Annotated in this window: 29 protein-coding genes; 11 read left to right on the plus strand and 18 right to left on the minus strand. The window is 71.2% G+C overall.

Translation table 11 applies throughout. The features are described 5' to 3' along the window. Positions 1–227: 227 nt before the first annotated feature. Positions 228–1,166, minus strand: coding sequence for an AF_0692 family protein (locus ABT340_RS32175; protein ID WP_352014632.1), 939 nt, complete (start codon positions 1,164–1,166; stop codon positions 228–230). A 50-nt stretch (positions 1,167–1,216) separates the two neighbouring features. Beyond that, the gene (locus ABT340_RS32180) at positions 1,217–1,447 is read right to left on the minus strand and encodes a hypothetical protein (RefSeq protein WP_352014633.1); all 231 of its coding nucleotides are present in this window, start codon (positions 1,445–1,447) and stop codon (positions 1,217–1,219) included. 168 nt (positions 1,448–1,615) lie between these two features. On the opposite strand from ABT340_RS32180, the gene ABT340_RS32185 reads away from it, so the two are divergent. From ABT340_RS32185 to ABT340_RS32200, 4 genes are all read left to right on the plus strand, one after another. Further along, positions 1,616–2,770, plus strand: a complete 1,155-nt coding sequence (locus ABT340_RS32185) for a sensor histidine kinase (protein WP_352014634.1) — start codon at positions 1,616–1,618, stop codon at positions 2,768–2,770. A gap of 159 nt (positions 2,771–2,929) precedes the next feature. Continuing rightward, positions 2,930–3,235, plus strand: a complete 306-nt coding sequence (locus ABT340_RS32190) for a DUF2470 domain-containing protein (protein ID WP_352014635.1) — start codon at positions 2,930–2,932, stop codon at positions 3,233–3,235. 747 nt (positions 3,236–3,982) lie between these two features. Next, complete coding sequence (locus tag ABT340_RS32195) at positions 3,983–4,606, plus strand: hypothetical protein (protein ID WP_352014636.1); 624 nt, start codon at positions 3,983–3,985, stop codon at positions 4,604–4,606. 221 nt (positions 4,607–4,827) lie between these two features. Then, on the plus strand, positions 4,828–6,060 hold the full coding sequence (locus ABT340_RS32200; RefSeq protein ID WP_352014637.1) for an acyltransferase family protein: 1,233 nt from the start codon (positions 4,828–4,830) through the stop codon (positions 6,058–6,060). Here the strand turns inward: ABT340_RS32200 and ABT340_RS32205 are convergent. Next, positions 6,010–6,243: a hypothetical protein gene (locus ABT340_RS32205; RefSeq protein WP_352014638.1), complete on the minus strand. Its 234-nt coding sequence runs from the start codon at positions 6,241–6,243 to the stop codon at positions 6,010–6,012. The genes ABT340_RS32200 and ABT340_RS32205 overlap by 51 nt on opposite strands. A gap of 114 nt (positions 6,244–6,357) precedes the next feature. Between ABT340_RS32205 and ABT340_RS32210 the strand changes: the two genes are divergently transcribed. Both ABT340_RS32210 and ygfZ read left to right on the plus strand, forming a co-directional pair. Further along, positions 6,358–6,771: a Fur family transcriptional regulator gene (locus ABT340_RS32210; RefSeq protein WP_352014639.1), complete on the plus strand. Its 414-nt coding sequence runs from the start codon at positions 6,358–6,360 to the stop codon at positions 6,769–6,771. A gap of 20 nt (positions 6,772–6,791) precedes the next feature. After that, on the plus strand, positions 6,792–7,778 hold the full coding sequence (gene ygfZ / locus ABT340_RS32215; RefSeq protein ID WP_352014640.1) for a CAF17-like 4Fe-4S cluster assembly/insertion protein YgfZ: 987 nt from the start codon (positions 6,792–6,794) through the stop codon (positions 7,776–7,778). 54 nt (positions 7,779–7,832) lie between these two features. On the opposite strand, the gene ABT340_RS32220 is transcribed toward ygfZ, so the two are convergent. Both ABT340_RS32220 and dtd read right to left on the minus strand, forming a co-directional pair. Continuing rightward, entirely contained in the window at positions 7,833–8,678 is an 846-nt protein-coding gene (locus tag ABT340_RS32220; RefSeq protein WP_352014641.1) for a hypothetical protein, read from the minus strand. Positions 8,679–8,796: 118 nt separating this feature from the next. Next, positions 8,797–9,222, minus strand: a complete 426-nt coding sequence (gene dtd / locus ABT340_RS32225) for a D-aminoacyl-tRNA deacylase (RefSeq protein WP_352014642.1) — start codon at positions 9,220–9,222, stop codon at positions 8,797–8,799. Between the two features lie 81 nt (positions 9,223–9,303). Here dtd and ABT340_RS32230 point away from each other — a divergent pair, with 81 nt between their 5' ends. After that, on the plus strand, positions 9,304–10,248 hold the full coding sequence (locus tag ABT340_RS32230; protein WP_352014643.1) for an asparaginase: 945 nt from the start codon (positions 9,304–9,306) through the stop codon (positions 10,246–10,248). Between the two features lie 108 nt (positions 10,249–10,356). Here ABT340_RS32230 and ABT340_RS32235 read toward each other — a convergent pair whose 3' ends face one another. The 4 genes from ABT340_RS32235 to ABT340_RS32250 all read right to left on the minus strand — a co-directional run bounded on the left by ABT340_RS32235 (position 10,357) and on the right by ABT340_RS32250 (position 14,289). Continuing rightward, on the minus strand, positions 10,357–10,776 hold the full coding sequence (locus ABT340_RS32235; RefSeq protein ID WP_352014644.1) for a hypothetical protein: 420 nt from the start codon (positions 10,774–10,776) through the stop codon (positions 10,357–10,359). Between the two features lie 130 nt (positions 10,777–10,906). After that, positions 10,907–12,271, minus strand: a complete 1,365-nt coding sequence (locus ABT340_RS32240; protein WP_352014645.1) for a serine hydrolase domain-containing protein — start codon at positions 12,269–12,271, stop codon at positions 10,907–10,909. 28 nt (positions 12,272–12,299) lie between these two features. Further along, positions 12,300–13,148 (minus strand): putative protein N(5)-glutamine methyltransferase, encoded by an 849-nt coding sequence (locus tag ABT340_RS32245; RefSeq protein ID WP_352014646.1) that lies wholly within the window; start codon positions 13,146–13,148, stop codon positions 12,300–12,302. Between the two features lie 235 nt (positions 13,149–13,383). Then, positions 13,384–14,289 (minus strand): CPBP family intramembrane glutamic endopeptidase, encoded by a 906-nt coding sequence (locus ABT340_RS32250; protein WP_352014647.1) that lies wholly within the window; start codon positions 14,287–14,289, stop codon positions 13,384–13,386. A 45-nt stretch (positions 14,290–14,334) separates the two neighbouring features. Between ABT340_RS32250 and ABT340_RS32255 the strand changes: the two genes are divergently transcribed. Then, positions 14,335–14,946: a TetR/AcrR family transcriptional regulator gene (locus ABT340_RS32255; RefSeq protein ID WP_352014648.1), complete on the plus strand. Its 612-nt coding sequence runs from the start codon at positions 14,335–14,337 to the stop codon at positions 14,944–14,946. Positions 14,947–15,172: 226 nt separating this feature from the next. On the opposite strand, the gene ABT340_RS32260 is transcribed toward ABT340_RS32255, so the two are convergent. Both ABT340_RS32260 and ABT340_RS32265 read right to left on the minus strand, forming a co-directional pair. Further along, complete coding sequence (locus ABT340_RS32260) at positions 15,173–15,856, minus strand: response regulator (RefSeq protein WP_352014649.1); 684 nt, start codon at positions 15,854–15,856, stop codon at positions 15,173–15,175. After that, positions 15,853–17,037 (minus strand): sensor histidine kinase, encoded by a 1,185-nt coding sequence (locus ABT340_RS32265; protein WP_352014650.1) that lies wholly within the window; start codon positions 17,035–17,037, stop codon positions 15,853–15,855. Before ABT340_RS32265 ends, ABT340_RS32260 begins: the two co-directional genes overlap by 4 nt. A 232-nt stretch (positions 17,038–17,269) precedes the next feature. Between ABT340_RS32265 and ABT340_RS32270 the strand changes: the two genes are divergently transcribed. Next, complete coding sequence (locus ABT340_RS32270; RefSeq protein ID WP_352014651.1) at positions 17,270–18,463, plus strand: serine hydrolase domain-containing protein; 1,194 nt, start codon at positions 17,270–17,272, stop codon at positions 18,461–18,463. A 51-nt stretch (positions 18,464–18,514) separates the two neighbouring features. On the opposite strand, the gene erm is transcribed toward ABT340_RS32270, so the two are convergent. Both erm and ABT340_RS32280 read right to left on the minus strand, forming a co-directional pair. Then, complete coding sequence (erm, locus tag ABT340_RS32275) at positions 18,515–19,228, minus strand: 23S ribosomal RNA methyltransferase Erm (RefSeq protein ID WP_386188484.1); 714 nt, start codon at positions 19,226–19,228, stop codon at positions 18,515–18,517. Positions 19,229–19,559: 331 nt separating this feature from the next. Next, positions 19,560–21,203 (minus strand): DUF2207 domain-containing protein, encoded by a 1,644-nt coding sequence (locus ABT340_RS32280; RefSeq protein WP_352014653.1) that lies wholly within the window; start codon positions 21,201–21,203, stop codon positions 19,560–19,562. Between the two features lie 189 nt (positions 21,204–21,392). Here ABT340_RS32280 and ABT340_RS32285 point away from each other — a divergent pair, with 189 nt between their 5' ends. Further along, on the plus strand, positions 21,393–22,430 hold the full coding sequence (locus ABT340_RS32285) for a neutral zinc metallopeptidase (protein WP_352014654.1): 1,038 nt from the start codon (positions 21,393–21,395) through the stop codon (positions 22,428–22,430). Between the two features lie 208 nt (positions 22,431–22,638). After that, on the plus strand, positions 22,639–23,328 hold the full coding sequence (locus ABT340_RS32290) for an SGNH/GDSL hydrolase family protein (RefSeq protein WP_352014655.1): 690 nt from the start codon (positions 22,639–22,641) through the stop codon (positions 23,326–23,328). On the opposite strand, the gene ABT340_RS32295 is transcribed toward ABT340_RS32290, so the two are convergent. The 5 genes from ABT340_RS32295 to ABT340_RS32315 all read right to left on the minus strand — a co-directional run bounded on the left by ABT340_RS32295 (position 23,288) and on the right by ABT340_RS32315 (position 26,570). Beyond that, the gene (locus ABT340_RS32295) at positions 23,288–24,247 is read right to left on the minus strand and encodes an NAD-dependent epimerase/dehydratase family protein (protein ID WP_352014656.1); all 960 of its coding nucleotides are present in this window, start codon (positions 24,245–24,247) and stop codon (positions 23,288–23,290) included. The two genes, ABT340_RS32290 and ABT340_RS32295, sit on opposite strands and share 41 nt — an antisense overlap. A gap of 78 nt (positions 24,248–24,325) precedes the next feature. Beyond that, positions 24,326–24,922 carry a TetR/AcrR family transcriptional regulator gene (locus tag ABT340_RS32300; protein ID WP_352014657.1) on the minus strand — a complete coding sequence of 199 codons (597 nt, stop codon included), beginning with the start codon at positions 24,920–24,922 and terminating at the stop codon, positions 24,326–24,328. A gap of 54 nt (positions 24,923–24,976) precedes the next feature. Beyond that, on the minus strand, positions 24,977–25,126 hold the full coding sequence (locus ABT340_RS32305; protein ID WP_352014658.1) for a hypothetical protein: 150 nt from the start codon (positions 25,124–25,126) through the stop codon (positions 24,977–24,979). 207 nt (positions 25,127–25,333) lie between these two features. Then, positions 25,334–25,870, minus strand: a complete 537-nt coding sequence (locus tag ABT340_RS32310; RefSeq protein WP_352014659.1) for an NUDIX domain-containing protein — start codon at positions 25,868–25,870, stop codon at positions 25,334–25,336. Positions 25,871–26,012: 142 nt separating this feature from the next. Beyond that, the gene (locus ABT340_RS32315) at positions 26,013–26,570 is read right to left on the minus strand and encodes a GNAT family N-acetyltransferase (protein ID WP_352014660.1); all 558 of its coding nucleotides are present in this window, start codon (positions 26,568–26,570) and stop codon (positions 26,013–26,015) included. Positions 26,571–26,578 lie beyond the last annotated feature (8 nt).

Below are 26,578 nucleotides of genomic sequence, written 5' to 3' on the forward strand. Positions count from 1 at the left end.
CTTTGCTCCGCCTTCGGCGTCGCGGGGCTGTGTCTCTTTGCTCCGCCTTCGGCGTCGCGGGGCTGTGCCTCTTTGCTCCGCCTTCGGCGTCGCGGGGCTGTGCCTCTTTGCTCCGCCTTCGGCGTCGCGGGCTTGGGCGCCTCTGAGTCGGCGCTTTCCCTCGTCTCTCCGTCGCTGCGCTCCTGCGTTCCTCAGTCCAAGCACCGACGCGCCCAAGCCGAAACTCCTCACTCCTGAAGCCGGGTTCCGGTGAATAGGAGGAGGACTAGGGCGCTTAGGGCCAGGAGGGACTGGCCGGTCAGGTTCAGGGGGGTCGTGTCGCCTTCCAGGGACAGCAGGACGAAGCCGCCCCAGACGTAGGTCAGCAGCGCGCCACCGGCCAGGTGGAGCCGGTGTGCCGGGCCCCATCCCGTACGGCGTGACCAGCGGGAGACCGTGACGGCGGAGACGGCCGGCAGACCGGACGCCAGAGCGACCCCCGGCCAGTCCTCCGTCCCGACGAAGAACAGGCCGGATGCGGCGAAGGCCGCGAGACCGACCAGCCACGGGCGGGGAGCGGCGCCGGGAACCGGGGGACGCGGACGGCGGCCGAGGGCGAAGGCCGTACCGGCCAGGAGGACGACCACGACGGCGGCGCCGATCCGCCGTGGGGCGGGGGCGACGAACCCGCCCTCGGCGAGCATGCTCTGGAAGACGACGAGCGAGCCGAGGACGAACAGGACACCGGTGACGGCCAGGCCGGGCAGGCCGAGCCAGAGGACGGTGCCGCGGCGGGGTGTCAGGGCCTCGGCGAGAGCGATCGGCACACCGATGCTCCAGATCACGTGACCGCCGACGAAGCTCAGCGCGTAGTGGGCGCTGACGCCCAGCCACGGGATCGGCGTGACGCTCTGGAAGTCGTGTCCCTCGAACGACGGGTTGAACAGCGACTGGTCGATCAGGCACGCCTCAAGCACGCCGTACGCCGCCGCCAGGAGGATCATCGTGGGCCAGCCACGTCCGGTACGGCGGGCGGCCTCCCTGATCAGGAGGGCGCCGCCGCCGTACATCGGGGCGAGCACGAGCAGGCCGCCGATGTCGGCCACCGGGACGTTGCCGAGCAGGTATTCGGCGACCAGCGGTGCCAGGAGGAACAGTCCGACGGCGGGTGCCAGCCGCCGTGTCACGCCCTCTCGTGTCCGAGGCGCGCCCTGCCGCGTCACGTGGGAATCCCGCGTCACGTCTGGGCCCCGCTTCGCGTGGCGGCGAGCATCAGGCCGCCCAGGGCGGCCAGGGCGAGGTTCGCGAACAGTTCGTAGCCGGTCAGGAAGTCCAGACGTCCGACGATCACCCGGTCGAAGAAGTTGAGGAAGAAGTTCATGAAGGGCTGGACGGCCACCCGGTCGATGGCCCCGCTGACCCCTTCCAGGAGGAAGAACAGCCCCAGGATTCTGGTGAGTTCGCGCATGTCTGAACGCTAGGAATCCCGGGCCACCTCGCGGATCGGTCGTCGGGATGCTCCACGCCGACGGACGTCTCCCCGGCCGGGCCCGGCGCGCGACGAAGGTGTTGGTCCCGGCGACTTTGGTATCGCGGGGGGCCGGGGCGGGGACGGGCGACCCTAGGCTCGTTGGGGATGGACGAATCGACGACCGCACCGAGGCGTGGACCGCACGACTGGCTGGTCGACGCCTGCCTGTTCCTGGTGGCGGTGCTCTCCGGGCTGATCCTGGCCGGGCTGCGCCTCGACACCTCCCCGAGACCGCCCAAGTGGCTGTTCGACCTCGACCAGGTGACCGCCGTGGTCGGCTGCGCCGCGCTGTGGCTGCGCCGTGGCCGGCCGACGGAGCTGGCCGTCGTGCTGATCGTGCTCTCGACGTTCTCCGAGCTGATCACGGGGGCGGTGCTGATCGCGCTGTTCACGGTCGCGGTGCACCGCCCGCCGAGGACCACGATGATCGTCTCCGTGGCGGGCCTGGTCGCAGGCGTCGTCTACGTGCTGCTGCGGCCCGAGCCGGACATGCCCCGGCTGGCGCTGTGGGTCATGGGAGGCGCGATCCAGGGGGCCGTGGTCGGCTGGGGCCTGTACGTCCACCACCGGCGCAAACTCGCCGCCGCGATGCGGGAACGGGCGGCCCGGATGGAGACCGAGGCGCGTCTGCGGGCGGAACAAGCCGGTCAGGAGGCCCGTACGGCGATCGCCAGGGAGATCCACGACGTTCTCGGGCACCGTCTCTCACTGCTGAGCGTGCACGCCGGGGCCCTCGAATACCATCCCGACGCCCCGAGCGAGGAGATCGCCCACGCGGCCAGGGTGATCAGGGAGAGCGCCCACCAGGCGTTGCAGGACCTGCGTGAGGTCATCGGGGTGCTGCGCGCTCCGGTCGGGGAACTGCCCCAGCCGACCTACGCCGACCTCAGGCAGCTGGTCGCCGAGTCCGACCGGGCCGGGATGTGGGTGACCATGGTCGAGGAGCACACCGGGACCGTGCCCGACCGGCTCGGCCGTACCACCTATCGGATCGTGCAGGAGGCGCTGACCAACGTGCGCAGGCACGCGCGGGGGGCGCCGGTGCGGGTGTCGATCGCGGGGGCGCCGGGGGCGGAGCTGGTCGTCGAGATCGTCAACGACGCCGGACCGGCCGGGGCCGCCGGATTTTCTGGAGCCCGGCCGGGGCGGGGGCTGATCGGCCTGGCGGAGCGGGTCGCGCTGGTCGAGGGACGCCTGGAGTACGGTCCCACGACGTCGGGAGGCTGGCGTCTGGGGGCCCGGCTTCCCTGGCCGGAGTGAAGCGGTGCCGACGTCCGGGTGGGGCGAGCCGGGGCGTCCGGGTGGGGCGAGCCGAGGGCGGCCGACGCGGCGGGAGTCTGTGGCGCGGTCCTGCGGGAGGGCGAGTTGGGGTGCTGTGGTGCGGTCCTGCGGGAGGGTCGGGGGAATACCATCACGGGCATGAGCACTCCTTTCACCCCTGATGTGGTCGAGGCGATCAAGCGCCACATGAACGACGACCACGCCGACGACTCGCTGCTGATCTGCCGGGCCCTGGGCGGCCGGCCCGAGGCGACCAGCGCGGTCACGTCGGGGGTGGACGCCGAGGCGATCGAGTTCCTCGCGACGGTCGAGGGGCGGGAGGTCACGGTCAGGGTGCCGTGGAGCACGACGCTGACCGAGCGCGCCCAGGTCCGCACGGAGGTCGTCAGGCTGTACCGGGAGGCGTGCGCCGCCCTCGGAGTCCCGGCCCGCGGCGAGCACTGAGACGCGGGGGAGTCGGAGCCGCTCCTCGGACGGGGCCCTGGGAAGCGCGGGGACGCTCTTCGGGAGCGTCCCGGGGGCTCCTTGGGAGACGCGGGGAGACCGGGAAAGGCTCGGGGACATTGAGAGGCGCCGGGCTTCGGAAGCGGGGGCCGAAGGAACCGGGCCGGAAAAGGGAAGAACCCCGGGTCTGTTCCTCCCGTGGGTGGGAGGGCCAAGGGGACCAAAGGCGGGAGAGCACTCCCACCACCCTGGCGGACCCGGGGTTCCGGTGATTGCCGTGAATTCGCCGAACGTCACCAGACGTCCGGACGGAGTCCGGAAGCTGGGGCGTCCTAGCGGACAGCCACCTCGCTAGCCCTATGATCAACCATCGTTCGGACCACCTCCTTTCAGCGTGCTTGTACGTTATGAAATCTCCGCAGCCAGGGCAAACGATTATTTTCGCCCGGTTGTCCCCGCCCCCTCGAACACGCCCTGACCTCGGAGGAAGGGCCTCGAAGGCGGCGTGCCGCGAACGGTCTCCGTACCGGGTGGGGCGGGTCCGGTGGGACGGAGGCGCCGGGGAGGGCTTCGGTGTCCGGGGGCGGCCCACGGGCGGGCACGCCCTCCCGCGCCCTGACCGCAAATAGATCTCTTTTTCGTCACATGGCCTGATTTATCCCGCTTGGAACGGTCCTTCCTGGCACTCTGGTCGCGCCGCCTCACGATCTTCGTGTCCATCCCCCTCTTTCTATGGAGTCTCCACTCATGCGATCGAAGACGCCTGCCGCGCTCTTGGGCGCCGTTGTCCTTCTGGTGGGTCTGTCGAGCGTCACCACCGCCTCGGCGGCCACCTCGGCCGCCGCTCCGACGACCTTCTGCGTCAACAAGACCACGAAGGTCGTCCGCGCGCTCACGAGGTGCAACCCGAAGACCGAGCGGGTGCTGACCCTCCAGGAGGCCCAGCAGGGCATCGCCTCCCAGGGACCGGCCGGCCCGCGTGGCCCGCAGGGCCCCCAGGGTGAGCGGGGAGTCGCCGGCCCGCAGGGTCCCCAGGGCGAGCGGGGCGCCACCGGTCAGCGGGGCCCCCAGGGCGAGCGGGGCGCCGCAGGTCAGCAGGGGCCGCGAGGCGAGACGGGCAAGACCGGACCCCAGGGTCCCGAGGGCTCGACCGGGCCTCAGGGCCCCGAGGGTCCGGCCGGACCGCAGGGCCCCGCCGGTCAGGGCGGCGGCCTGCCCGAGGTCTACGCCTACAAGGTCGGTCCCGTCTGGACGACCTGCACGCTGCTGGACGGCTACACGATCGCCGCCTACGACTGCAAGGTCACCAGGGCGCCGGGAAGGACCCCGAGGACCGCCGCGTCGCCGAGCTCGTCTCCCTCGGCCTCCTGATCGTCCGGCGGTAGGGGCGACCACCACCGGACATGTTCGAAGGGCCGCCGTCCGTGGGGCGGCGGCCCCTGGTGTTCACGGGACCTCGGAGCCCGTGGGCCCGGACCCGGGGGCCGGGGTCCCGCCAGGTCTCTCCCGTGCCGTGAGACCGGTCCCCTCCGGGGCGGTGGCGGTTGCCCGTCCAACCGGACGTCCGTCGGCCGGTCGTTAGCATGAACCAGGTGATTACCGATCAAGCAGGACGGCGGGGCCGGCTGGCCTGGCTTGACGCCATACGAGGGTTCGCGGCGCTGGCGGTGGTCTTCGAACACGTGCTGTCGCCGCTGCTGCCCGAGATCCGCTTTCCTTTCAAGGAGACCTTCGAGCCCGGGTGGTACGGGGTCATGGTGTTCTTCCTGGTGAGCGGCTACATCGTGCCGGCTTCGCTGGAGCGGCGGGGTGACCTGCGGGCCTTCTGGATCTCCCGGGCCTTCCGGCTCTACCCGATGCTGGGCGTCTGCGCGGTGGGGGTGGCGCTGCTGATCGCCGCGGGATGGGACGGCCTGCACCCCTGGTGGGGGAGCCGTCCCCTGTCGCTGACGCTGGGCCATCTGACGATGCTGCAGGACCTGCTGTACATGCCGAACACGGTCAACGTGATGTGGACGCTCTCCTACGAGATGGCCTTCTACCTGCTGCTGGGTTCGATGTACACCCTCGGGGTGAACCGGGCGAGCCGTACGGCCGCGCTCGGGTTCGCCGTGGCGGCCGTGCTGGGGGCAGGCGTGCTGCCGACCAAGCTGCTCTCGTACGGCGACGGGACGCGGATGCTGACGGTCACACTGACGGTGGTCGCGCTGGTGGTGGTCGGAACGGCCATGACGCTCATGGGGCCCCTCGCGGTGCGGCGGGCGGGCGCCGTCGCGGCCGGGGGCACCGTGCTGGTGCTGCTGGCGGTCAACCAGGAGTATCCCGGCACCTGGCAGGGGCTGCTGATCCTGGCCACGATGTTCTCCGGCACCGTGCTGTACCGGGCGGAACAGGGCGAGATCACCTGGGCGCGGGCCGGTTGGGTGCTCCTGGTTCCGGCGGCCGGGATCTGGCTGACGAGGGACACGCCCGGCCTGTGGCTGGCGCTGGTCGCGGCCTGGCTGACCTTCGCCGTGGGGATGGCGCTGCGCGACCGTGAGCTGCCCCGGGTGCTGCCCTGGCTCGGGCTGGTCAGCTACTCGGTCTATCTGCTCCATCCGCTGCTGTTGAAGGTGGTCCAGATGACCTGGCCGGAGCCACTGGCCGTACCGCTCGGGGCTCGGCTGGTCGCGCTGGTCGGCCTGGTCGGGGTGCTGCTCGGGATCAGTGCGCTGACCTGGCGTTTCGTCGAGGCGCCCGCGCAGCGGCTGGGCAGGCGCCTGGTGAGGGGCTCCTCAACGGCCGTCCCTCCGCGTCCAGCCGAGGACGCGCTCCGTCAGGGCTGAGGGATCCGCACCGCCGTCGAAGGCCGTCGGGACGAGCGCGCGGGCCTGGGCCGCGTCCTCCTTCGCCTCGTCGATCCGGTTCCGGGGCCGGTTCCCGGCCGTCGGACGGTCGAGCCGTACGGTGTCGGGGCAGTCGAGCAGCGCCCAGTGGGCCGGGGTGCTCCAGCGGGTGCCGGGGACCAAGTCCTCGGGGGAGGGGACCGGGGCAGCCTAACCTGCGGGAAACCGTGCGTGGTGGGCGATTTGTTGGTGTTTGTGGCGACCCCAGTAGGGCTGGTCTGCTCGTAGACTCTGTGCATGGCCGAGACGTCATGGCATGAGCAACTGCGGGCGCACGGTTACCGGATCACCCCGCAGCGCCAGCTGGTGCTTGAGGCGGTCAAGGCCCTTGAGCACGCCACCCCGGAGGAGATCTGCGGCAAGGTGCGGGAGACCGCCCGCGGGGTCAACATCTCAACCGTCTACCGCACGCTCGAACTCCTCGAAGAGCTCGGCATGGTCACCCACAACCATCTCGGGCACGGCGCGCCGACCTACCACCTGGCCGAGGACGCCGACCACGTCCACCTGGTCTGCCACGACTGCGGGGAGCTCAACGAGATCCGCCCCGAGCTGGTCGACGACTTCGTGACCAAGCTGGACGAGGAGTTCGGCTTCGCCGTCAACGTGCACCATCTCACGGTCTTCGGCCGCTGCAGGAAGTGTCGCTGAGGCCTCGTAGGCTTGGAGCCATGCGAAGCCCTCTGCTGGACACCCCGGGCGCGGTCGCGGCCGAGGCCCCCGACGCCGGCGTTGCCGGACACTACGGCGACCCGTTCGCCGAGCAGCGCGCCCTCCTCGCCGGAGAGGCGATGGTCGACCGGAGCAACCGTGAGGTCGTCCGGATCTCCGGCCCCGACAGGCTGAGCTGGCTCAACAGCCTGAGCTCGCAGAAACTCGACGACCTCAAACCCGGTCAACCGACCCAGACGCTGTTCCTGGACGCCCAGGGCAGGGTCGAGCACCACCTCACGCTCGTCGACGACGGCGAGGCCGTGTGGGGGCACGTCGAGCCGGGCACCGGGGCCGACCTCGTCGCCTTCCTCGACAAGATGCGCTTCATGCTCAGGGTCGAGGTGGCCGACGTCACGGCCGAATACGCCGTGGTCTCCGTCGCCGACGCCAGCCGCGTCACCCCGCCGGAGGGGACGATCGTCATCGGCGACGACCTGCTCCTGCCGCGTGACCTGCTGGCCGAGCGTCTCGGCGGCATGCGCCCGGCCGGGCTGTGGGCCTACGAGGCGCTGCGCATCGAGGAGCACAGCCCCCGGCTCGGCTTCGAGACCGACCACAAGACCATCCCCCACGAGGTCGGCTGGATCGGTACGGCCCTGCACCTGAGCAAGGGCTGCTACAAGGGTCAGGAGACCGTCGCCCGGGTCCACAACCTCGGGCATCCGCCCCGCCGTCTGGTCTTCCTGCACCTCGACGGCAGCGCCGACATCCTGCCCGGGCACGGCACCCCCGTTCTCAACGGGGGCGAGGAGGTCGGCTTCGTGGGCAGCTCGGCCCGTCACCACGAGCTCGGCCCGATCGCGCTGGCCGTGGTCAAGCGGACCGTCCCGGTCGAGGTCCCCCTTGAGGCGGGCGGGGTCGCGGCCTCCCAGGAGGTCGTCGTGCCGCCAGACGCGGGCCGCAACGTCCAGATCGACCCGGCGCTGCGCCGCCGCATCCGCTGAGCGGACCCGCGCGCCGTGCCCTCGACGGGGTACGGCGCGCGGGCCCGGCGGGAATCAGCCCTTGGTCCAGATGGCGGTGTAGGCGCCGCCCTCGGTGTCGAGCAGAGTGGGCAGGAAGCCCTTGCCCTTCAGCTCGTCGAAGCGCTTCTGGTAACCGCTGGGGGTCATGCCCGTGTACTCGTACCAGGCGGAGCCGGAGTCCTTGACCCAGACGCTCGTGTAGGACTCGTCGGGGCCGACGGTGACCAGCGAGGGCCGTTCGCCCTTCTTGGTCCTGGCGAGGAACTCCGCGTGGTGCTCGTCGAAGGACTTGCCGACGGTGACGGACCAGGACTGCGAGCCCTGCGTCCAGACGGCGGCGTAGCGCGGGTCGTCGGCGGTGCCGTAGGCGTTGGCCGCGGTGAGCACGTAGCCCCGCTTGGCGGCGTCGGCGTTGGCGGCCGTGAACTGGCCGGTGGTGAGGTTGTGCTTGGCGAAGAACTTGCCCGGGACCTTCTCGAAGATCGCGGCGAAGACGGCGTCGTTCCCCGAGCCGGTGGCGCTCACCGAGGTCGGGCGGTACCCCTGGGAGAGGTAGCTGTCGAACCTCTTCTGGTAACCGCTCGCCGACATGCCCTGGATCATCGCCCAGGCCGGGCCGGACCGCTTGACCCAGACGGCGCCGTAACGCGGTGCGGACGCGTCGTCGACCGTGAAGGTGATCGGCCGGTAGCCCTGGCCACGCAGCGTGTTGAAGCGTTCGGTCTGCTGCTGGCCGCTGACGCCGTGGTAGGCGCTGAACGCGGGCGCGGCCTGGGCGCCGGTCTGGGTGCTGACCTGGGCGTTGGCCGCCGATCCGGCGGTGGTGACCAGGGCGGCGGTGGCGACGGACGCGACGGCGATGGACGCGAAGATGCGCATGACCCTCCCCAAGGGTGCGACTTTTCGGGTGTTTCATCACGGATGAACGGATTCATCGCGGACAAGCGGTTACCCTAGCGGATCATCGCGGTCGGTGATCGTGGTATCGGTCAGGGAATCAGACCTCCAGGATCAGGGTGATCGGGCCGTCGTTGGTCAGGGAGACCTTCATGTCGGCGCCGAAGACGCCCGTCTCGACGTGCGCGCCCAACGCGCGGAGCTCGGCGCAGACGGCCTCGACCAGGGGTTCCGCCACCGGTCCCGGGGCCGCCGCGTGCCAGGTCGGACGGCGGCCCTTGCGGGCGTCGCCGTACAGGGTGAACTGGCTGATCACCAGCAGCGGGGCGCCGACGTCGGAGCAGGACTTCTCGCCCGAAAGGACGCGCAGGCCCCAGAGCTTAGCGGCGAGTTTGGCCGCCTGCCGCCGGGTGTCGTCGTGGGTCACTCCGACCAGCACCAGCAGTCCGGGATCGTCGATCGCGCCGACCGTCTCGCCGTCAACCGTCACCGACGCGGAACTCACCCGCTGCACCACCGCACGCATGCGTCCATCATCCCGGTTGTTCCGACCGCGCCGGAAACCGGTGTTTCCGCCCTCCGTAGAATCCACGCGAAGGGAGCTGAGGTGTCTGCTGAGTCGCTGGTCGTGGAGGTCGTCCGTTCCGGGTTCGTGGAGTCCACCCACCGGGCCCGCATGCTGGCCGTCGACGCGGCCGGTTCGCCGGTGCGGGTGCACGGGGCCGTCGACGTCCTGGTTTCCCCGCGTTCCTCGCTGAAGCCGCTGCAGGGGCTCGGCATGGTGCGCGCCGGGCTCGGGCTCGACGGCGAACTGCTCGCCCTGGCGTGCGCCAGTCACACGGGGGAGCCCTTCCACGTCGAGGGGGCCCGCCGCGTCCTGGCCGGGGCGGGACTCGACGAGAGCGCGCTGCGCTGCCCGGCGGACCTGCCGGAGGACGCCGCCTCCCGCGAGCGGGTGCTGCGTTCAGGAGGCGCTCCCTCACCGCTCTACATGAACTGCTCGGGCAAGCACTCGGCGATGCTCGCCACCTGCGCGGCCAACGACTGGCCGCTGGAGACCTACCTGAGCCCGGCGCACCCGCTGCAGAAGGCGCTGCGTGACACGGTCGAGGAACTCACCGGGGAGCGGGTCGCGGCCACCGGGGTCGACGGCTGCGGCGCGCCGCTGTTCTTCGTGTCGATGGTCGGTGTGACCAGGGCCTTCCGCTCCCTCGTGCTGGCCCAGGAGGGCACGCCCGAGCGCCGGATCGCCGACGCCTTCCGCGCGCACCCCGAGTGGACCTCGGGCACGACCAAGCCGGAGGCCCGGCTGATGCGGGCGCTTCCCGGGCTGATGCTCAAGTCGGGCGCCGAGGCGTTCGACGCCTTCGCCTTCGCGGACGGCAGGGCCGGGGCCGTCAAGATCGAGGACGGCGGCTACCGGGCCAGGATGCCCGCCACCGTCGAGGCCCTTCGGGCGCTGGGTTTCGAGGCCGACGTGCTTGAGGAACTGGCCGTCGGCGTGCTGCTCGGCGGTGGCCGCCCGGTCGGCGAGGTACGGCTGCGCCGCTGAGACCCGCGCGGACCGAGGGCCGCGCACGTGGAGCGGGGCGCGCAGGAGTGGGGGACGGGGCCTGACGGGAGCTGGAGGACACGGCTGAGGGCCGGCGAAGCCGTACGGTCAGGGACGGCAGAGCTCCTCGGCGACCAGGCTCGTCCCGATGCCCAGCAGCCAGACGTCCTTGGCGACGCCGATGCCCTCCTGGGAGGGGCGCAGGCTGCCCTCCTGGCGCAGGCTCGGGGTGCGCAGGTAGAGGCCGACCAGCCCGCCGGCGAAGGCGGTCAGCGCCGCGCCCGCGACCAGTGAGGGCACCACCGGGACCAGCAGGGCAGCGCCCACGGCGATCTCGGTCTTCGACAGCAGCCAGACGAACGTCCTGGGGCTCATCTTCTTCAGGAACGGGTAGGCGTTGGCGGCCATCCCGTGGACGGCGGCGGCGCTGCCCTCGTCCCCGGCGGCCATGGACAGCCCGGCGTTCAGGACGTAGGCGCCGGTGGCGAGCCGTACGGGGAGCTGGTGCGGGCGAGCCAAGATCCTCATAAGTGCTCACAAGGGTTGAATGGTCCGGGAATCATGCTCCTTCCCGTTGTTTGTCCGCTTCACCCGGGAGGTGGTTCTTTCTTGACGGTCCTTGACCCGGGCCGGGGCCAGGTCCGGGAACCGGCCGGGCTCAGGCCTCGGTGGCCTCACACCAGTGGCTGAGGCAGTTGCCGAGCCAGCCGTCGCCCTCGCCGTTCTTCATCGCCCGCGCCGCGCCGACGAGATGGCCGTGGCGCGCGTTGAGTTCGAGGACAAGCCGGGGGCTGTTCACCCGCGCGTCCTCGGTCGGCAGCTGCAGCGGCGCGCTGACCCGCAGGTCCCAGTCGTCGGAGGCCGCGACCACGTCCGCCGGGACCATCGGCCCGCCGTCGAGCCCGACCTCGGCGCCGGAGTCGGGCAGCACCCGCAGCAGCAGCGGCACGGACCCCTCCTCGGTGCGCACGTGCCCCTCCCAGAGTCCCTGCGGGACCGCGACCGCCCGTTCGGGCAGGAAGCTCGGCGGCAGGGACGCGGACGGGTGGTCCGGCACCAGCTCCGCCATGACGCGGTTGACGACCGAGGTGCGGACCTCGCCCCCGGTCTGGTTGGCGAGTACGCAGATCGAGAGTTCGAGCTCGGGCACGACCGCGAGCATCGCCGAGACACCGCCCATGCCGCCGCTGTGCGCGACCACCTGGTGCGGCCCGCCGCGTGAGACGAACCAGCCAAGGCCGTAGCCCTGCTCCGCGGTGATCGGCAGCGCGGTGCGGGTGGCCGCGGCCGTCTCCGGCTTCAGCACCCCGGGGCCGCCCGCCTGCAGCAGCCCGAACATCGCCAGGTCGGAGGCGCTCGCCCAGCCGAGGGAGGCGCCGTGGTGGGTGGTGTCGTAGTCGGGGTACGGCCTGCCGTCGGCCGAGTAACGCAGCGCCCGAGGCCGCTCACCCTCGTAGGAGAGGCCGATCTGGCAGGCGTTCAGTCCGAGCGGGGCGAAGACCTGCTCGGCGGTGAAGTCGGCGGCGCTACGGCCGGTCGCCTTCTCCAGGACCGCGTCGAGGACGCCGTATCCGAGGTTGGAGTACTCGAACCGGGACCCGGGCTCGCGGTACAGCGTCGAGTAGTGCTCGACGCCGTGCCGGATCGCGGGCAGCCCGGCGTAGGCGAAGTCGTAGTGCCCGCCGAACCCGGCCCGGTGCTGGAGGACCTGGCGCAGGGTCGGCTCGCTGTAGTCGCGGTATCTGGGCAGGCGGAAGCCGGAGAGATACTTCTCGACCGGGTCGTCGAGGTTCAGCAGCCCCCGGTCGGCGGCGACGCAGACCGCGGTCGCCGTGATCGGCTTGGTCACCGAGGCGATCGAGTAGACGGTCTCCGGGGTGACCGCCACCCCGCGCGCCACATCCGCCAGGCCGTACGCCTCGGCGAAGACCACGCGGTCGCGATGGGCGACCGCGACGGAGACCGAGGCGCAGCCATGGGTGGCGAGCGCCTGCGCGCAGTGCTGGGAGAGTCCCTCAAGCATGATCGAACATCCCTTCCGCCGTGCCGACTCAGACTTTAGGCCCCGCGACCGGTGCGCCGGGCATCGTACCGATGACGACGTTCGCCCCCAGTTCCTCGCAGTCGGCCACTCTCGCCGCCAATCCCGCCCGTTCCATGGTCTCGACGGTCCCGGGAGCCTGCCGCAGGCTCGTCTCCACCAGGAGGTGGCCGCCGGGCGCCAGCCACCGGGGCGCCGTCCGCGCCACCCGCCGCACCACGTCGAGGCCGTCGACGCCGCCGTCGAGCGCCACCATCGGCTCGTGGACACGGGCCTCGGCGGGCAACAGCCTGATCGCCTCGGTCGGCACGTACGGCGGGCTGGCCACCAGCAGGCCGACCCTGCCCCGGAGCCCGGCCGGCAACGGGTCGTACAGGTCGCCCTCGTGGACCCGCCCGCCGACGGCGGCGAGGTTGCGGCGGGCGCACCGCACCGCGGCGGGATCGATGTCCACCGCGTGCAGTTCCACGGCCACGCCGAGGGCCGTACCCGGCGCAGCGCCCGGCACAGTGGTCGGCGCGGTGGCCAGTGCGGCGCCCAGCGCGCCCGAGCCGCAGCACAGGTCGACCACGACGGCCGGTCCGCCCCGGGCCAGGCCGATCGCCTGCCGGACAAGGAACTCGGTACGGCGCCGCGGGACGAAGACCCCGGGATCGACGTCTATCCGCAGGCCGCAGAACTCGGCCCAGCCGAGGACGTGTTCGAGAGGCAGCCCGTGGGCGCGTCGTTCGACCATGAGGGCCAGTTCCTCAGGGGCGCGCGCGGCCGAGACGAGGAGTTCGGCCTCGTCCTCGGCGAAGACACAGCCAGCCGCCCGCAGGGTGGCGGCGACGGTGGAAAGGGAGGCAGCAGGAGACACTAGGAGCCTTTCGGGATGCCGACGGGCGCTCCCTGGGCCACCTGCGTCAGATGGACCGAGCGGTCGTGAGGGAGAGCGCCCGACCTGGTGTGGGAATCGGACTCACCTCCTCGACGCGTTCACCACTGGGGCGGGTAACACTACCCGATCCCCTCGGACAGCGGGCCGTACCCGTGCTCGGCGGAGGCGTCGAACCGCGGTTGGGGTTCGGTCTCGGGCCAGGACGCGGCAGGCGCTACAGCATGTCCAGCAGGACGGGGGCGGCGTTGATCGCGCCGTGAACAGTGAGGATGGGCCACATCAGCCGGTACCGGCTCCACAGGTAGCCGAGGAACAGGCCCAGTACCCCCTGGTGAACGAAGACCGAGGTGAGGTCGGTGAGAAGGTGGCCGGTACCGTGGATGCCGATGTGCCAGGCAGCGAAGGACAGACTCGTCAACACGATGGCGGGCCAGCGGCCGATGACGTGCTCCCATCGGGTCTGGAGCCAACGCCGGTAGAAGACCTCTTCGAGCAGGGCGTTGACGGCGAAGCCCACGATCATGGTGATCAACAGTGCGGCGGGGCCGGAGTCCGCCGCCCAGGCGTTGTCGCCGGGCGGCCGGGCGAACGGTCCGGCGTGGTGGAGGACGAGCCAGGCCGCCACCGGCACCACCGGCCCGTAGCGGCGCCAGGCCTCGATCCGCCCGCGCACCGGTTCTCGACGGGTGGCGCCGTGGCGTGTTAACCGGAATACCAGCACCGGTACGGCCAGCAGCAGAACGAGCTTCAGGATGGTGTGTGCCGGCTCGGCGTCGTAACCGTTGTCCGTCACGATTCGCAGCGCCGCCGCGAACAGTACGGCCGACGCCAGGAGGGCGCCCGCCTGCCGGTGAAGCTCTCGCGGTGCCGGTGCTCCGTCCACCGGGGCCGCCCGGGATGGCAAAGGCGTCAGCCGGGTGAGTGCCAGTCCGACGAGGGCGGGGATCCATACGTGCCACATGGGCCTGGTGCCGGCGTGGTCGGCCGTGTAGCGGATCTCGCCGACGGTGTTCAGCGCCAGCCACAACGCTGATCCGAAGATCACGGCCAGTCCGGCGATCAGCACGCCCAGGCTCGGCGTGCGGTGGTACGGCATTCGCTGCGGCACCTTATTCAGCACACTTGTACTTTATAGTAAACCGTACAACCGTGCGATTATGGGAACATGCCGAAGATCGTCGACCACGAGCAGCGGCGCGACGAGCTCGTCCGCGCCGTATGGGAGGTCATCAGCAGGGAAGGCATCGAGGGCGCCACGGTCCGCAAGGTCGCCGAGGCGGCGGGCGTCTCGGTCGGCGGGCTGCGCCACTATTTCGACAACCAGCGTGGCCTGCTCGTCTTCGCCGCGTACGCGATCGGCAGAAGCGTCACCGCACGTGTCGCCGGACACCTGCACGCGGACCTGCCAGGGCTGGAGCGCGCTCAGCTCATGCTCGAAGAACTTCTTCCGCTGGATGACAACCGCCGCGTCGAAGCCGACGTGTGGCTGGCGTGCCTGGTGCGCTCACGCGTCGAGGAGTCTTTGGCGGAGTCGCGTGGCACCGCCTGGGCGGGCGAACGTCACATCTGCCGTCTTGCGGTCGCCTCCTGCCACGACACACCGTTGCCCGATATCGGGCAGGAGCTCGCCGACGCCGTCCTGGAACGGCAGGCCGTGCGGCTTCACACGTTCATGGATGGTCTGACGTTGCAGACGGTGACCTGCCCGCACAACTTCACCCCGCGAGGCATCCGGGCGATCGTCCGTGAAGAGCTACGTCTGCTGACCGAGGCGTGACGATTTCCGGCCGGAGGTCCGGGGCCGGTGACCTCCACGGCCTGCCGGCCCCGGACCTCCCGGCCGAACGACCGGCGGTCGCGCACGACGACCTTTTTGCACCGCGGACCACGACGCTCCTGACAGCCCCCTCCTTGCCGTCCCCCGAACTCCTGCACGGATGATCAAAGGGGACATGCTTTCCACCCGCACTGCAACCTCACATCCTCCCAGGTCCCAGGCCTGGTCACTCGCCGAGCAGGCCCGCCTCACGGGCGGCGATCGCCGCCTGTACCCGGTTCTCCAGGCCGAGCCGGGTGAGGATGCGGTTGACGCGGCTCTTCACCCCCGTCTCGGAGAGCCCGAGGTCACGGGCGATCCTGGCGTTCGACAGGCCCCTGGCGACCAGCACGAGCACTTCGAGCTCACGCCGGGTCAGCTCACCGAGCGCCCCGGCGCGGAGGGAGGGGGACGGTTCGACCAGCGCGGGCGGCAGCGCGGTGAAGGCACCGATGAGACGGCTGGTCACGCTCGGCGCGAGCATGGCCTCTCCCGAGGAGACCACCCGGATGGCGTCGGCGAGCTGGTCGGGGGAGACGTTCTTCAGGATGAACCCGGCGGCCCCGGCCCGCAGGCAGGCGTGCACGTACTCGTCGAGGTCGAAGGTGGTCAGCACCAGCACCCGGGGGTGCGGCTGTTCGTGCGGCCACCGCCCGACGATGTGCCGGGTCGCCTCGACGCCGGTCATACCGGGCATGCGCACGTCCATCAGCACCACGTCCGGGCGCAGGTCGAGGGCGAGGGCGACGGCCTCCTCGCCGTCCGCGGCCTCCCCGACGACAAGCAGGTCGGCGCGCCGGTCGAGCATGATCCGCAGCGCGGCACGCACCAGCTCCTGGTCGTCGGCGATCAGCACGCGGACGGGGTTCACCCGGCCTCCCCGTAGCGGAAGACGGCCTCGACCAGCCAGCCGCCGTCCTGGTCGCGGGGACCGGCCCGCAGGCTGCCGCCGAACAGCGCGGCCCGCTCACGCATGCCGACCAGCCCGAGCCCGGAACCGGCGAGGGGCCGGTGGCCCGGCGCGGCGGGGCCGTTCTCCACCGTGACGACGAGCTGATCGGCGGCCCGCCGTACGGCGATCCTGACGTCGGTCGCGCCCGCGTGCCGCAGGACGTTGGTGAGCGCCTCCTGGACGACCCGGTAGGCGGAGACCTGCACCGCCGCCGGGACCTCGGGGCCCGGTCCCGTGCTGACCTCGACCCGGCACCCGGCGGCGCGGGCGGTCGTGGCGAGCCGGTCGAGGTGGCGCAGTGACGGCTCCGGGTCGCCGGGACCGGCTGGGGCGTCGTCGGCGAGCAGCCCGAGCAGGCGGCGCATCTCGACCAGGGCGGCGTCGGCGGCCGTGCCGATCCCGGTCACCCCCCGCCGGGCCAGATGGGGGTCCTCCGCCATCACCTCCGCGGTCGCCCGCGCCTGCATGGCGATCGCGCTGACGTGGTGGGCGACCAGGTCGTGCAGGTCACGGGCGATCCTGGCCCGCTCGGCCGTGACCGCCCGCCGGGCGCTGACCTCCTGCTCGGCGCGCAGCCGGGCGGTCAGGTCACGCAGCCGGGCGGCGTCGGCGTGGATGTGCCGCTGGGAGACGCCCAGCAGCCACGGCGCCAGCGACAGACCGGCGATCATGATCATCTCGAAGAGGGTGGGCCGGAACTCGGTGGGGAACGGCAGGCCGAGTGGCGAACGCAGCAGGTCGGGGGCCACCACCGTCACCCCGGCCACGACGACGGCCACGACGCTCGCCGGTGGCCGGGCGTAGCGGGCCACGGCGTAGGCGGCGAACATGACGTACAGGCCGTCCCTGAGTGCGACCATGGGGTCGACCAGCTCGTAGACCACGTAGGTGACGCTCACCGCCACCATGACCGGCCACGGGTGCGTCCTGCGCCAGGCCAGCGGTACGGCCTGCGTGAGCAGCAGGGCCGTCACCAGGACGGCGGTCGCCGGGTCGTCGGGAACGCCCTCGCTCAGCCTGAGCATCAGCGCCGCGACCGTCAGCGCCAGGGCGAACAGGACGTCGGCGATCCGGGGCCTGGCGGCGAGCCACCGTCTCATCCCGTCGATGTGATCCCGCACCGTCGCACCGCCCCCGTCTCCTCCGCCCAAGGGTAGGCGCGGCCGTGACCTGCACGGAGCCGGAGACAACCAAAGTTGCGCCGTCCGGGGCGGATTCCTCCCCAGGGGGCATCGCGGAGCCGGGCCAATGGCCGATGTCCCGGCGGGTTCCGATTTCTAGGGTTGAAATGTGCGCCGGAACATCCCGGTCTGTCACCTTTTAGGAGGATTTATGCGTCCCTTCGGTGCCCCTGTACGACGTGCGGCGTTGCTGGCCGTGGTCGCGGCCCTGGCCACCACGACTGTGGCCTCCCTGGCCTCCCCTGCCGCCGCGGCGAGCCCCACGGACGCTCCGGCGCGGGCCTCGACGTACGGCAAGGCCGACCTGCAACGTGACGTGGACGCCCTGCGCGCGATCGGCACCAGCGGCGTCCAGGCGCGCGTGACCACCTCCGACGGCCGTCAGCTGGTCGCGACGAGCGGGGTCGCCGCACTCGGGAGCAGGCGCCCGGTCCCGGCGAACGGCTACGTCAGGATCGCCAGCACCACCAAGTCGTTCGTGGCCACGGTGGCCCTCCAGCTCGTCGCGGAGGGCAAGCTCTCCCTGGACGACACCGTGGAGAGCAGACTGCCCGGCGTGGTCAAGGGCAACGGCAACGACGGCAACAAGATCACGGTCAGGCAGCTCCTGCAGCACACCAGCGGCATCCACGAGGGCTACCCGGCCCACACCTCCGTCGAGGAGTTCCTCAAGCACCGCGACGAGCCGTTCACCAGCGAGCAGATCGTGGCAGAGGCCGTCAAGCACGCGCCGGACTTCGAGCCGGGCAAGAAGTGGATGTACTCCAACACCGGATACGTGCTGATCAGCATGATCATCGAGAAGGTGACCGGGCGCCCCTGGCACGAGGAGGTCGACCGGCGTATCAGCAGGCCGCTGGGGCTCAGCCGTACGCTGTGGTCGGGCCGTTCCCTCGACGTGCCGAACCCGCACGCCAAGGGCTACCTGGTGCTGCCGCCCCGCAAGCCGGTCGACGCCACCCGGCACTTCGACGGGGACGCCGCCGGTGGCCTGCTGTCCACGACCAGGGACGTCAACCGCTTCTTCATGGCGCTGCTCGGCGGCAGGCTGCTGCCCGCCGAGCAGCTCGCGCAGATGCGGAAGACCGTCGTGGCCCCGCTGTGGCAGCAGACCTGGCCGGGGGCCCGCTACGGCCTGGGCCTCAGCTCCCGTCCGCTGTCCTGCGGCGGGGTCTACTGGCATCACGGCGGCGACGACTACGGGTACAAGACGAGGACGGGCGTCAGCGCGGACGGCAGGCGCAGCGTCACGATCTCGCTGACCACGCAGTTCGGCGACGAGCGTTCCGAGCGCCAGGAGAAGGTCGCGGGCGAGGTCGTCGACCGGGTGCTGTGCAGCCGGTAGTCCCTCTCCGGCCGGGACCCCGTCGCAGGGGATCCCGGCCGGACCGGTGTCTCAGAGGCGACCGAGACGGTCGTACAGGACACGCCACCGGTCGGGGTGGACGTGCGCGACGACCGTCCCCTCCGGGACGCCCGCTGCGGCGAAGGCGGCCCCGACCAGGGCGGCCGGGTGACGCAGCCGCATGGTCGCGTCCAGGGAACCGCCCAGGCCGGTGAAGCCGTAGTCGACGAAGGCCTCGTAACCCGGCAGGTCGGGCGTCTCGGCCCGGCGTTCGATCCGCAGGATCGCCGAGTCGACCGAGGGCACCGGCCGGAACGCCTCCCGGCCGATGTGCCCGAGCATCTCCCAGCGGAACCACGGCCAGGTCCGTACGGTCAGCGCGCTCCAGCGGCCGAAGTCGCCGGTGCGCTTGCGGACGTACTCAAGCTGGGCGACGAGCGTCGCCGAGGTCAGCCCGGGTGCCCCCAGACACCAGTCGACGATCTTCGAGGTGATCGAGTACGGGATGTTCCCGACGACCGCGAACGGCTCACGCGGCGCGCGGGCGGTCAGGAAGTCCCCCCTGACGACCCGGACGCGGGCGTCGTCGCGGGTGCGGACGGTCAGCCTGCCCGCCAGCAGCGGGTCGATCTCGTAGGCGACGACCTGGTCGCAGGTCTCGGCCAGCGCCAGGGTCAGGACGCCCTCGCCCGCCCCCGGCTCGACGACCAGCCCGTGCGCCCCCGCCGCCTCGGCGACGAGCCGTACGGCCTGGCGGTCCACCATGAGGTTCTGCGAGAGGGTGCGCCTGGCCTGGTCGCGGGCGGTCCTGCCGCCCCTGTTCGCGACCTTCTTCTGGGTGTGTGAATGATCTCCGTGTGCGAAAGAACGCGCCACAGTCTTGCCCCTTCGGGTCCGAGATGAAGTGGTCTCGGAAGATCCGGGGCACGCGCGGAGAAGTGAGATTCTCTAGCGGCCCTGGATCGGGCCGCGGCGCATACGGATGTAGTACGAAGGAATACGACACATGCGGCTCACCCTAGGAGAGCCCGGGTGAGCGGCACAAACGGTTTTCCCGCCTCCCAGGAGCAGGGGAGACGGGAAGCGCGCGAGGTGTCTACAGGGAGCGGAACTGCCGGGTCGAGGAGATGGCTCCCGACGTCGTCATGGTGAAGGTCCGCATCGAGTCGGCGAACTTCGACAGGTCCCACTCGGCGGGGCCCTGGTACCAGTACAGGTGGTCGGCCTGCCTGCCGTTGCCGGTGATCGAGGAGACGACACGGGCCCAGCGGTCCACGCTGTCGAAGATCACGGCATAGGGCAGATAACGGGAGAACAGCTCGACCCGCTGGGCGGGAGGGATGTCGCCACCGGCGTCGCCGGAGGCCAGATACTCACGGAAGCCCAGCGTGTGAGCCAGGGCCGCGGCGCCCTTCGCGGTCTTGGCGGGCATGTACTGTCCGCCGACGGCCAGCGCGGCCCCGGCGATGATCACGGCCAGGCCGAGCAGGCCGTACGTGGTGAACCAGGCCAGCGCGACGGTGCCGAGGACGCCGGCGACGGTGAGCAGCACGCCGAGGGTCGTCCAGCGGGTTCGCACGGTGTCCGGGCGCCGGGCGAACCAGCCCTGCGCGACCACGTCCCGGTAGAGGGCGTCGCGGACCTTGCTGAGCTTGGAGGTGAAGGAGCCCTTCAGGTGCGAGAGCGGGATCGCGTCGCGGCCGTCGAAGATCGCGTCGTAGAGGGCGCGCTCGTAGGACTGCAGCGCCTTGAGGTCGGCGTTGGGCATCCGCACCAGGACCCAGTCGGGTGTGTCGTAGGTCTGCCTGGGCTGCTCGTCGATCCTGAGGTAGCCCCGCACCGCGAGGTCGACGATCGTGGCGGTCACGTCGATCACGTCGGCCTGCTCGTCGATGAGCGTGCCGATCTGGCCGGGCCGTACGCCGTCGGGCGGGGAGAAGTGGCCGTTGCTGACCCCGCTGACCGCGCCCGACTCGTGGCCGACCACCCGGGCGTCACGGCCCCGGGTCCAGTACAGCAGGCCGACGCCGCCCAGCAGCAGGACCAGCAGGCCGGCCAGGGCGCCGCCGGTGACCGTGTTCAGGGTGAAGGCGTTGGACAGCTCGAAGCGGCGCTCCAGGATGGGCTCGCCCTTGGTCACGCCGCTCGGGTAGCCGATGACCACCGTGAGGACCTCGTCGACCCCCAGGCCCTGCTGCTCGAACTCGGCCTCGACCCCGGTGTGGTCCGGTGAGGCGGTGGTGCAGCCGATCGCCGAGGTCAGCGCCCCGGCGAAGCAGGACAGGCTCTGCAGCTGCGCGGGGCCGGTCACCTTGGCCTTGGCCAGCTCGACGGGCGCCGACCAGCCGCCCGCGGCGTACCAGCGCAGCTCCTGGACGTCGCCGAGCGGGGTGATGGTCCCCTTGACGTCGTATTCGAACTTGGCGGTTCCCGAGCCCTTCAACGTGATCGTGGAACCGGTCAGGGTGGCGTCGCCCTTGAGGTTGACGACCTGGTAGAGCCGGTCGTTGCCGTCGTCGTAGCGCGTCCGGTCGACCAGCTTCCTCGTCGGCGCGGTGCCGTCGAACGTGACCGTCTCCTTGACGTGCAGTACGCCGTCCTGTCGCAGTTCGATTTCGAGCGCGTCACTCTTGATCTTGCCTGCCGAAGTGGCGGCCTTACCCGGTGACGTGTGCGCCGTACCGGCCGCGAGGGCGGGGGAGGCGCTGAGGGCCAACGCGCAGGTGGCGATCGTGGCCACGCTTCCGACCGCCCGGCACACGTTCGCGGCCGTTCGGTGCAATAGGGATGCCGACATGGCCCGGGAGCCTACCGATAACCACCCACACATGACTGCAGCGACCCTTTCAGGTTTTTCGGACAATCACGTTTATGTGCCGAAATCCGCTAGATTGCCGCCCGGAGATCAGCAGTTCGGAGAGGTGGTCGCATGCGTCCGCGGAGGTCAAGCCCTCTGGCCTTTGGTGTTTTCGGGGTCCTCGCCCTGACCTTCGCGGTGGTCGTCGTGATCGCCGGTCTGGTCAAGGGGAACGAGACAGGGGTTCCGGCCGGGCCGGAGACGGGTCCCGTGGCGACCGGAGGCGGCAGGTCCATGCCGTCCGGCGGCACCGAGGTGGCCCCGCCCGAGGTGAAGCCTCCGTCGCCGATCAAGCTCGGCGACGAGAACGGCGCGGGCGGCACCGCGATCACCCTGGCCTCCGCCCAGTCGGGCACGAGCTTCGACCTGCGTAACATGCGGCGTTCGGACACCACCGCCAGGCTCAAGCGCAACCCCCTGTACGGTGCCGGCGTCATGGGATCGGTCGCCTGCCGCGCTCCGCGGCCCTCGACCCAGCCCGCCGCCATGTACAGCTATCTCAACGCCGTCACCGGCTGCCTGGACCGGGCGTGGGCGGGCAAGTTCGCCCAGGCCCGGGCGACCTTCCTGGCCCCGCGCCGGGTCTACTGGAACCGTCCGGGGCGGGGGCCGTGCGGCACCTACCCGTCGTCCGGGGCCGCCGCCTACTACTGCCCGTCCAACCGCGGCATGTACATCGGCCTGACCCACGTCATCAGGCAGAGCGGCGACGTCGACCCGGCGGAGAACCACGTCCCCTACCTGGCCGTTCTCGCCCACGAATACGGTCATCACGTGCAGTCCATGGCGGGCATCGGCGGAGCCTGGTGGTGGGAGGTCGCCAACCGCTCGAAGAGCGCCCAGGACGCGCACTCCCGCCGCGCGGAGCTCCAGGCCCAGTGCCTGTCCGGGATCTTCGTCCGCGCCGTCCGGACTCCCCTGGCCGTCACCGCCGACCGCTGGCAGTCGCTGCTGCGTACGGACTACGGCCGGGGCGACGACCAGAACGGTCTGGGCAAGCGTGACCACGGCAACGGCGACCACTACGCGGGCTGGCTCAACCAGGGCTGGAAGTACTCCAGGCTCGCCTACTGCAACACCTGGAGCGTGCCCGCCTCCTACGTGAGCTGACCGTGAGCCGACCGTGAGCCGACGCCGGGGGCTTGGGACGATCTCCGGGTCGTCCCTTCCCACACGGATAGAATGCCGACCTGCTCAAGACGATCTCCCCGGACGGTGATTTCGCCGTGCTCGTCTGGGGGATCGACTCTCATATCGGCAGTCCGAATCTCCCCGGAGTGGCATGCGCGGGCCTGTGCGCCGACGTTCCCGAGCATCCGTGCTCGCAGCTTCTGTGGTGATTTTCTGTCTTATTTCGGGATGCGCCAGCGGGGACGCGGCCGGGCCGATCCCGGTCCTCACCCCACCCACCGCGCAGGAGAACCCGCAGAAGGACAGCCCGGTCAGGGCCCCGGTGGTCATGGTGCTCGGCGACAGCTTCACCGCCGGGTCGGGACCGGTCCCCCGCTGGGAGAGCTACGCGGCGCGGGCCGCCCGTACGCTCGGCTGGCAGCTCGTCACGGCGGGCGCCGCGGGGACGGGCTTCGTCAACCCCGGCCGGGTGCGCAGGACGTTCCAGCAGTCCTTCGACGCGGAACTCTCCTGGCGTCCCGCCCCCGACCTGCTGATCCTCTCCGGCGGGCACAACGACCACACCACCCCCGGCAGGGTGTACGGCGCCGCCAGACGCCTGCTCGTGACGGCCAGGACCCGCTGGCCACGGACCAGGGTCGTGGTGATCGGCCCCATCTGGATGGGCAGGGAGCCCCGCTGGGTCCCCGCGGTCAGGGACGCGATCGCGGTCGCCGCCGACGAGGAGGCGACCGTCTTCCTCGACCCGCTCGATCACCCCTGGGGGCGCGGGGCGATCCTGCCCGACGGTGTCCACCCCACCTTCCTGGGGCACAGGAGGCTGGCGAACTGGCTGGTCACGGCACTGCGCGAGCACGGCGCCGAGCCGGACGGCTGAGTTCGGCCAGCGTCGCGGCCACCCCCTCCCGGTAGGACGGGTAACGCGGCTCGAAGCCCGTCTCCGTCAGCGCCGAGACGTCGGCGACGACGTCGAGCGTGAGCGTCCGCACGGCGACCCCGCCCGCGAACGCCGCCGTCAGCCACCTGGGCAGCCTGCGGGGCCTGGCCGCGCCGAGCATCCCGGCCGTCTCGTCGAACAGCTTGCCCAGCGTCGTGACCGTGCCGTCGGTCGCCACGAAGCTCCGCCCCGCGACGCCGGGCAGCCCCGCCACGTGCACCAGCGCCCGAGCGGCGTCCTCCACGTGGATGATCGGCAGCCGGTTGCGCCCCGTCCCGGGAACCGGCATCCGGCCCCTGGCCAGGCCGGGCACGATCATGTCGCCGAACCCCTTGCCGGGGCCGTACACCATGTTCCCCAGGCAGACGTGTACGGCGGGCGTTCCCGACGCCTCGACCATCCGCCGCACCGGCAGCCCCACGTGGGCGAACCCCACCGGGACGGAGCGCGGAGGCGACAGGTGCGAGACCGTACGGCCGGGCCCGGGGGCGAGGTCGTCCATCCCGCTGACCGAGACCAGCAGGGGCCGTTCCCCGGCGGGCAGGGAGAGCAGCGTCCGCAGCACCCCCTCGGTGGTCTCCCTGCGGACGGCGGCGACCCGGTCGATGGCCCGCCTCGTCAGCCGCCCCGGCAGGCTCGGCTGGATGAGGTCGAGGACGGCGTGCGCCCCCCTGGCGGTCTCGGCCCAGGTGGCGGGGTCACCGACGGAGAAGTGGCGGGGTGTGCCGCCCGCCCGCCGTACGCGCTGGGCGGCCTCGTCGTTCCTGACCAGGCCGACGACCTCCCAGCCCGCGATGACGGCCTCGCGGACCGCGGTGCGCCCGATGAAGCCTCCGGCGCCGAGAACGAGCAGTTTCATGATCCCTCCAGGGATGATCTGGTTAGCATTTGCTAACTCGACGGGTGTGAAAAAGGCCCCGGGAGCCGGGGCCGGGTTCTACGGGGTGAGCATGCGGGTGACCAGGGGACGCAGGGCGGCCAGCGCCGCCCCCCTGGGCAGTTCGTCGAAGTGGCGCATCCTGGCGTACTGCGCCACGGTACCGGAGAGCGCGGCCACCAGCAGATCGACCGGGATCTCCGCGGTGACCTCGCCCGAGGCGACCCCGTCGCCGATCAGTCCGCGCAGCAGACCGAGCAGGGACGGCCCGCGCTCCTCGGCGGAGAGCCTGGGCAGGTAGAGCCGGAGGTTGTCCTGTGTGAAGAGCAGGACCTCGGGCTCCTCGTCGAGGAGTTCGCCGAAGGCCCGCATCAGCGCGTCGAGCCGCTCACCGAACGGCCGCCCCGGCGCGGTGGCCGGCGCGGCCCGCTCACCGAGCCGGGTGTAGCACCTGGCGAACAGGTGCAGTGCGAGTTCCTCCTTCGAGGCGAAGAACTTGAACAGCGCGGGATTGCTGTAACCGCTGGCCGCGGCGATGTCGCGCACGGTCGTGCCGTCCACGCCCCGCTCGACGAACAACCGCAGCGCCTCGACCAGCATCCGCCGCTTCGACGGCGGATCCCGGTCGTCCACCAGGAACACCTCGACCCCTGTCACACCACGAAGTTAGCAACTGCTAACCACCTGCCGCCAGGGCCGAAGGTCCCGGACTCATCGGTACGGCAGGGCGGAGGCGGCCGCAGGAGCCGGGGAGGCTGGGGAGGCCGTGGAGGCGGCGGCGCGCGCGGGCGTCGCGGGAAGGGTGACCAGCACCAGGAAGACCGGCAGGAGCGTGGCGAGCCTCGCGCGTCGTGTTCTCATGACCTACCTCGATGGGGGAGTCGCCGACGGCCCCGGGGCCGCCGGAAGGCCGGGTCGCCTTGCGGAGGTGGTGCCGGGGCGCGGACGGAACACGCCAGGGGCCATGAGAGGCGACAGAAGGCTTCACGAACCCCGATAACGGTCAGAATAGGATCCATCACCCTCCGATGGAAGATGGGAGATCCAATCTCGCCTGGTTCGTGACCCTCAGCCCTGGTTGAGCAGCAGCAGGCTGTAGGCGGCGAGGCTGCAACTCTCCACGATCACTCCCTCACGGATCATGCTCTCCACCTCCCGCCGGGGGAACCACCGCTGCCGCAGGTCCTGCTCCTCGACCTCCCGCTCGGCCTGCCCCTGCCGCAACCCGGTCGCCACGAACACGTCGTAGCCCTGGACGGTCATCCCGGGCGCGCAGTGCAGATGCCCGAGGTGGCGCATGGAGGCCGCCGTCAGGCCCGTCTCCTGGCGCAGTTCCTCCCGGGCGAGGTGCTCGGGGTCGGCGGTCGCCAGGTCGGGCATCGTGCCCTGCGGGAACTCCCACGACCTCCGCCCGATCGGATAGCGGTACTGCTCCACCAGGTGGAAGCCGTCGTTCTCCATCGGGATGACCAGCGCGAAGTCCGGCTTGTCGACGTAGGAGTACACCCCCAGAGACCCGTCGGCACGCCGGATCTCGTCATGACGCAACCGCATGTAACGCGTCTCGTGCACCACGGTGCTGGAAAGCCGCTCGATGTCACCCAACCCAAACCTCCAGAACAGCCCACGACGTCTCCCTGATTCTCACCCGATCCGTGTGGGTCTGGAGGAAGTGACCTTCCTGGGTGCCCGGCCGATGCCCCCCGCATCAGACCGGGCACTCTCACCCCCTACCCGCCTGGCCGGGTCACATCCCGGTGGCGGGCCGGTCGGGGGCCAGGACGGACATCACGACGGCGTCGTGCCACCGGCCGTCCCACAGGAGGGCGTCACGGCGCACGCCCTCCTCGACGAAGCCGACCTTGCGGTAGACGTGGGCGGCGCGATCGTTGAAGGCGAAGACCTCAAGCTCGATCCGGTGCAGGTCGGTGGTGGCGAAGGCGTGGTCGAGCACCAGCCGGATCGCCTCGGTGCCGTAGCCCCTGCCGTACACCCGGGGGCCGGACAGGGCGATGCGCAGGTTGCACGAGAGGTTGTGCGCGTCCAGGTCGTTGAGCACGACCTCGCCCACGTAGGCGTCGTTGTCCACGGCGCAGATCGCCAGGTCGAGACGGTCGTCCTGGTCTGCGCGCGTGCGGCACCACAGGTCGATCGCCACGCGGTCCGTGACGCCGTGCGAACCGGTGAGGCGGGTGGTCTCCGGGTCGTTGACCAGCCCCCAGAGGCCGTCGGCGTGCTCGGGGCCGACCGGCCTGAGGGTCACGCGGCTGCCGTACAGGGTGGGTTTCCTCGCGAACAACGTCACCCGAGGTT

This window comes from Streptosporangium sp. NPDC000239, from assembly GCF_040300765.1.
Taxonomy (GTDB): domain Bacteria; phylum Actinomycetota; class Actinomycetes; order Streptosporangiales; family Streptosporangiaceae; genus Streptosporangium.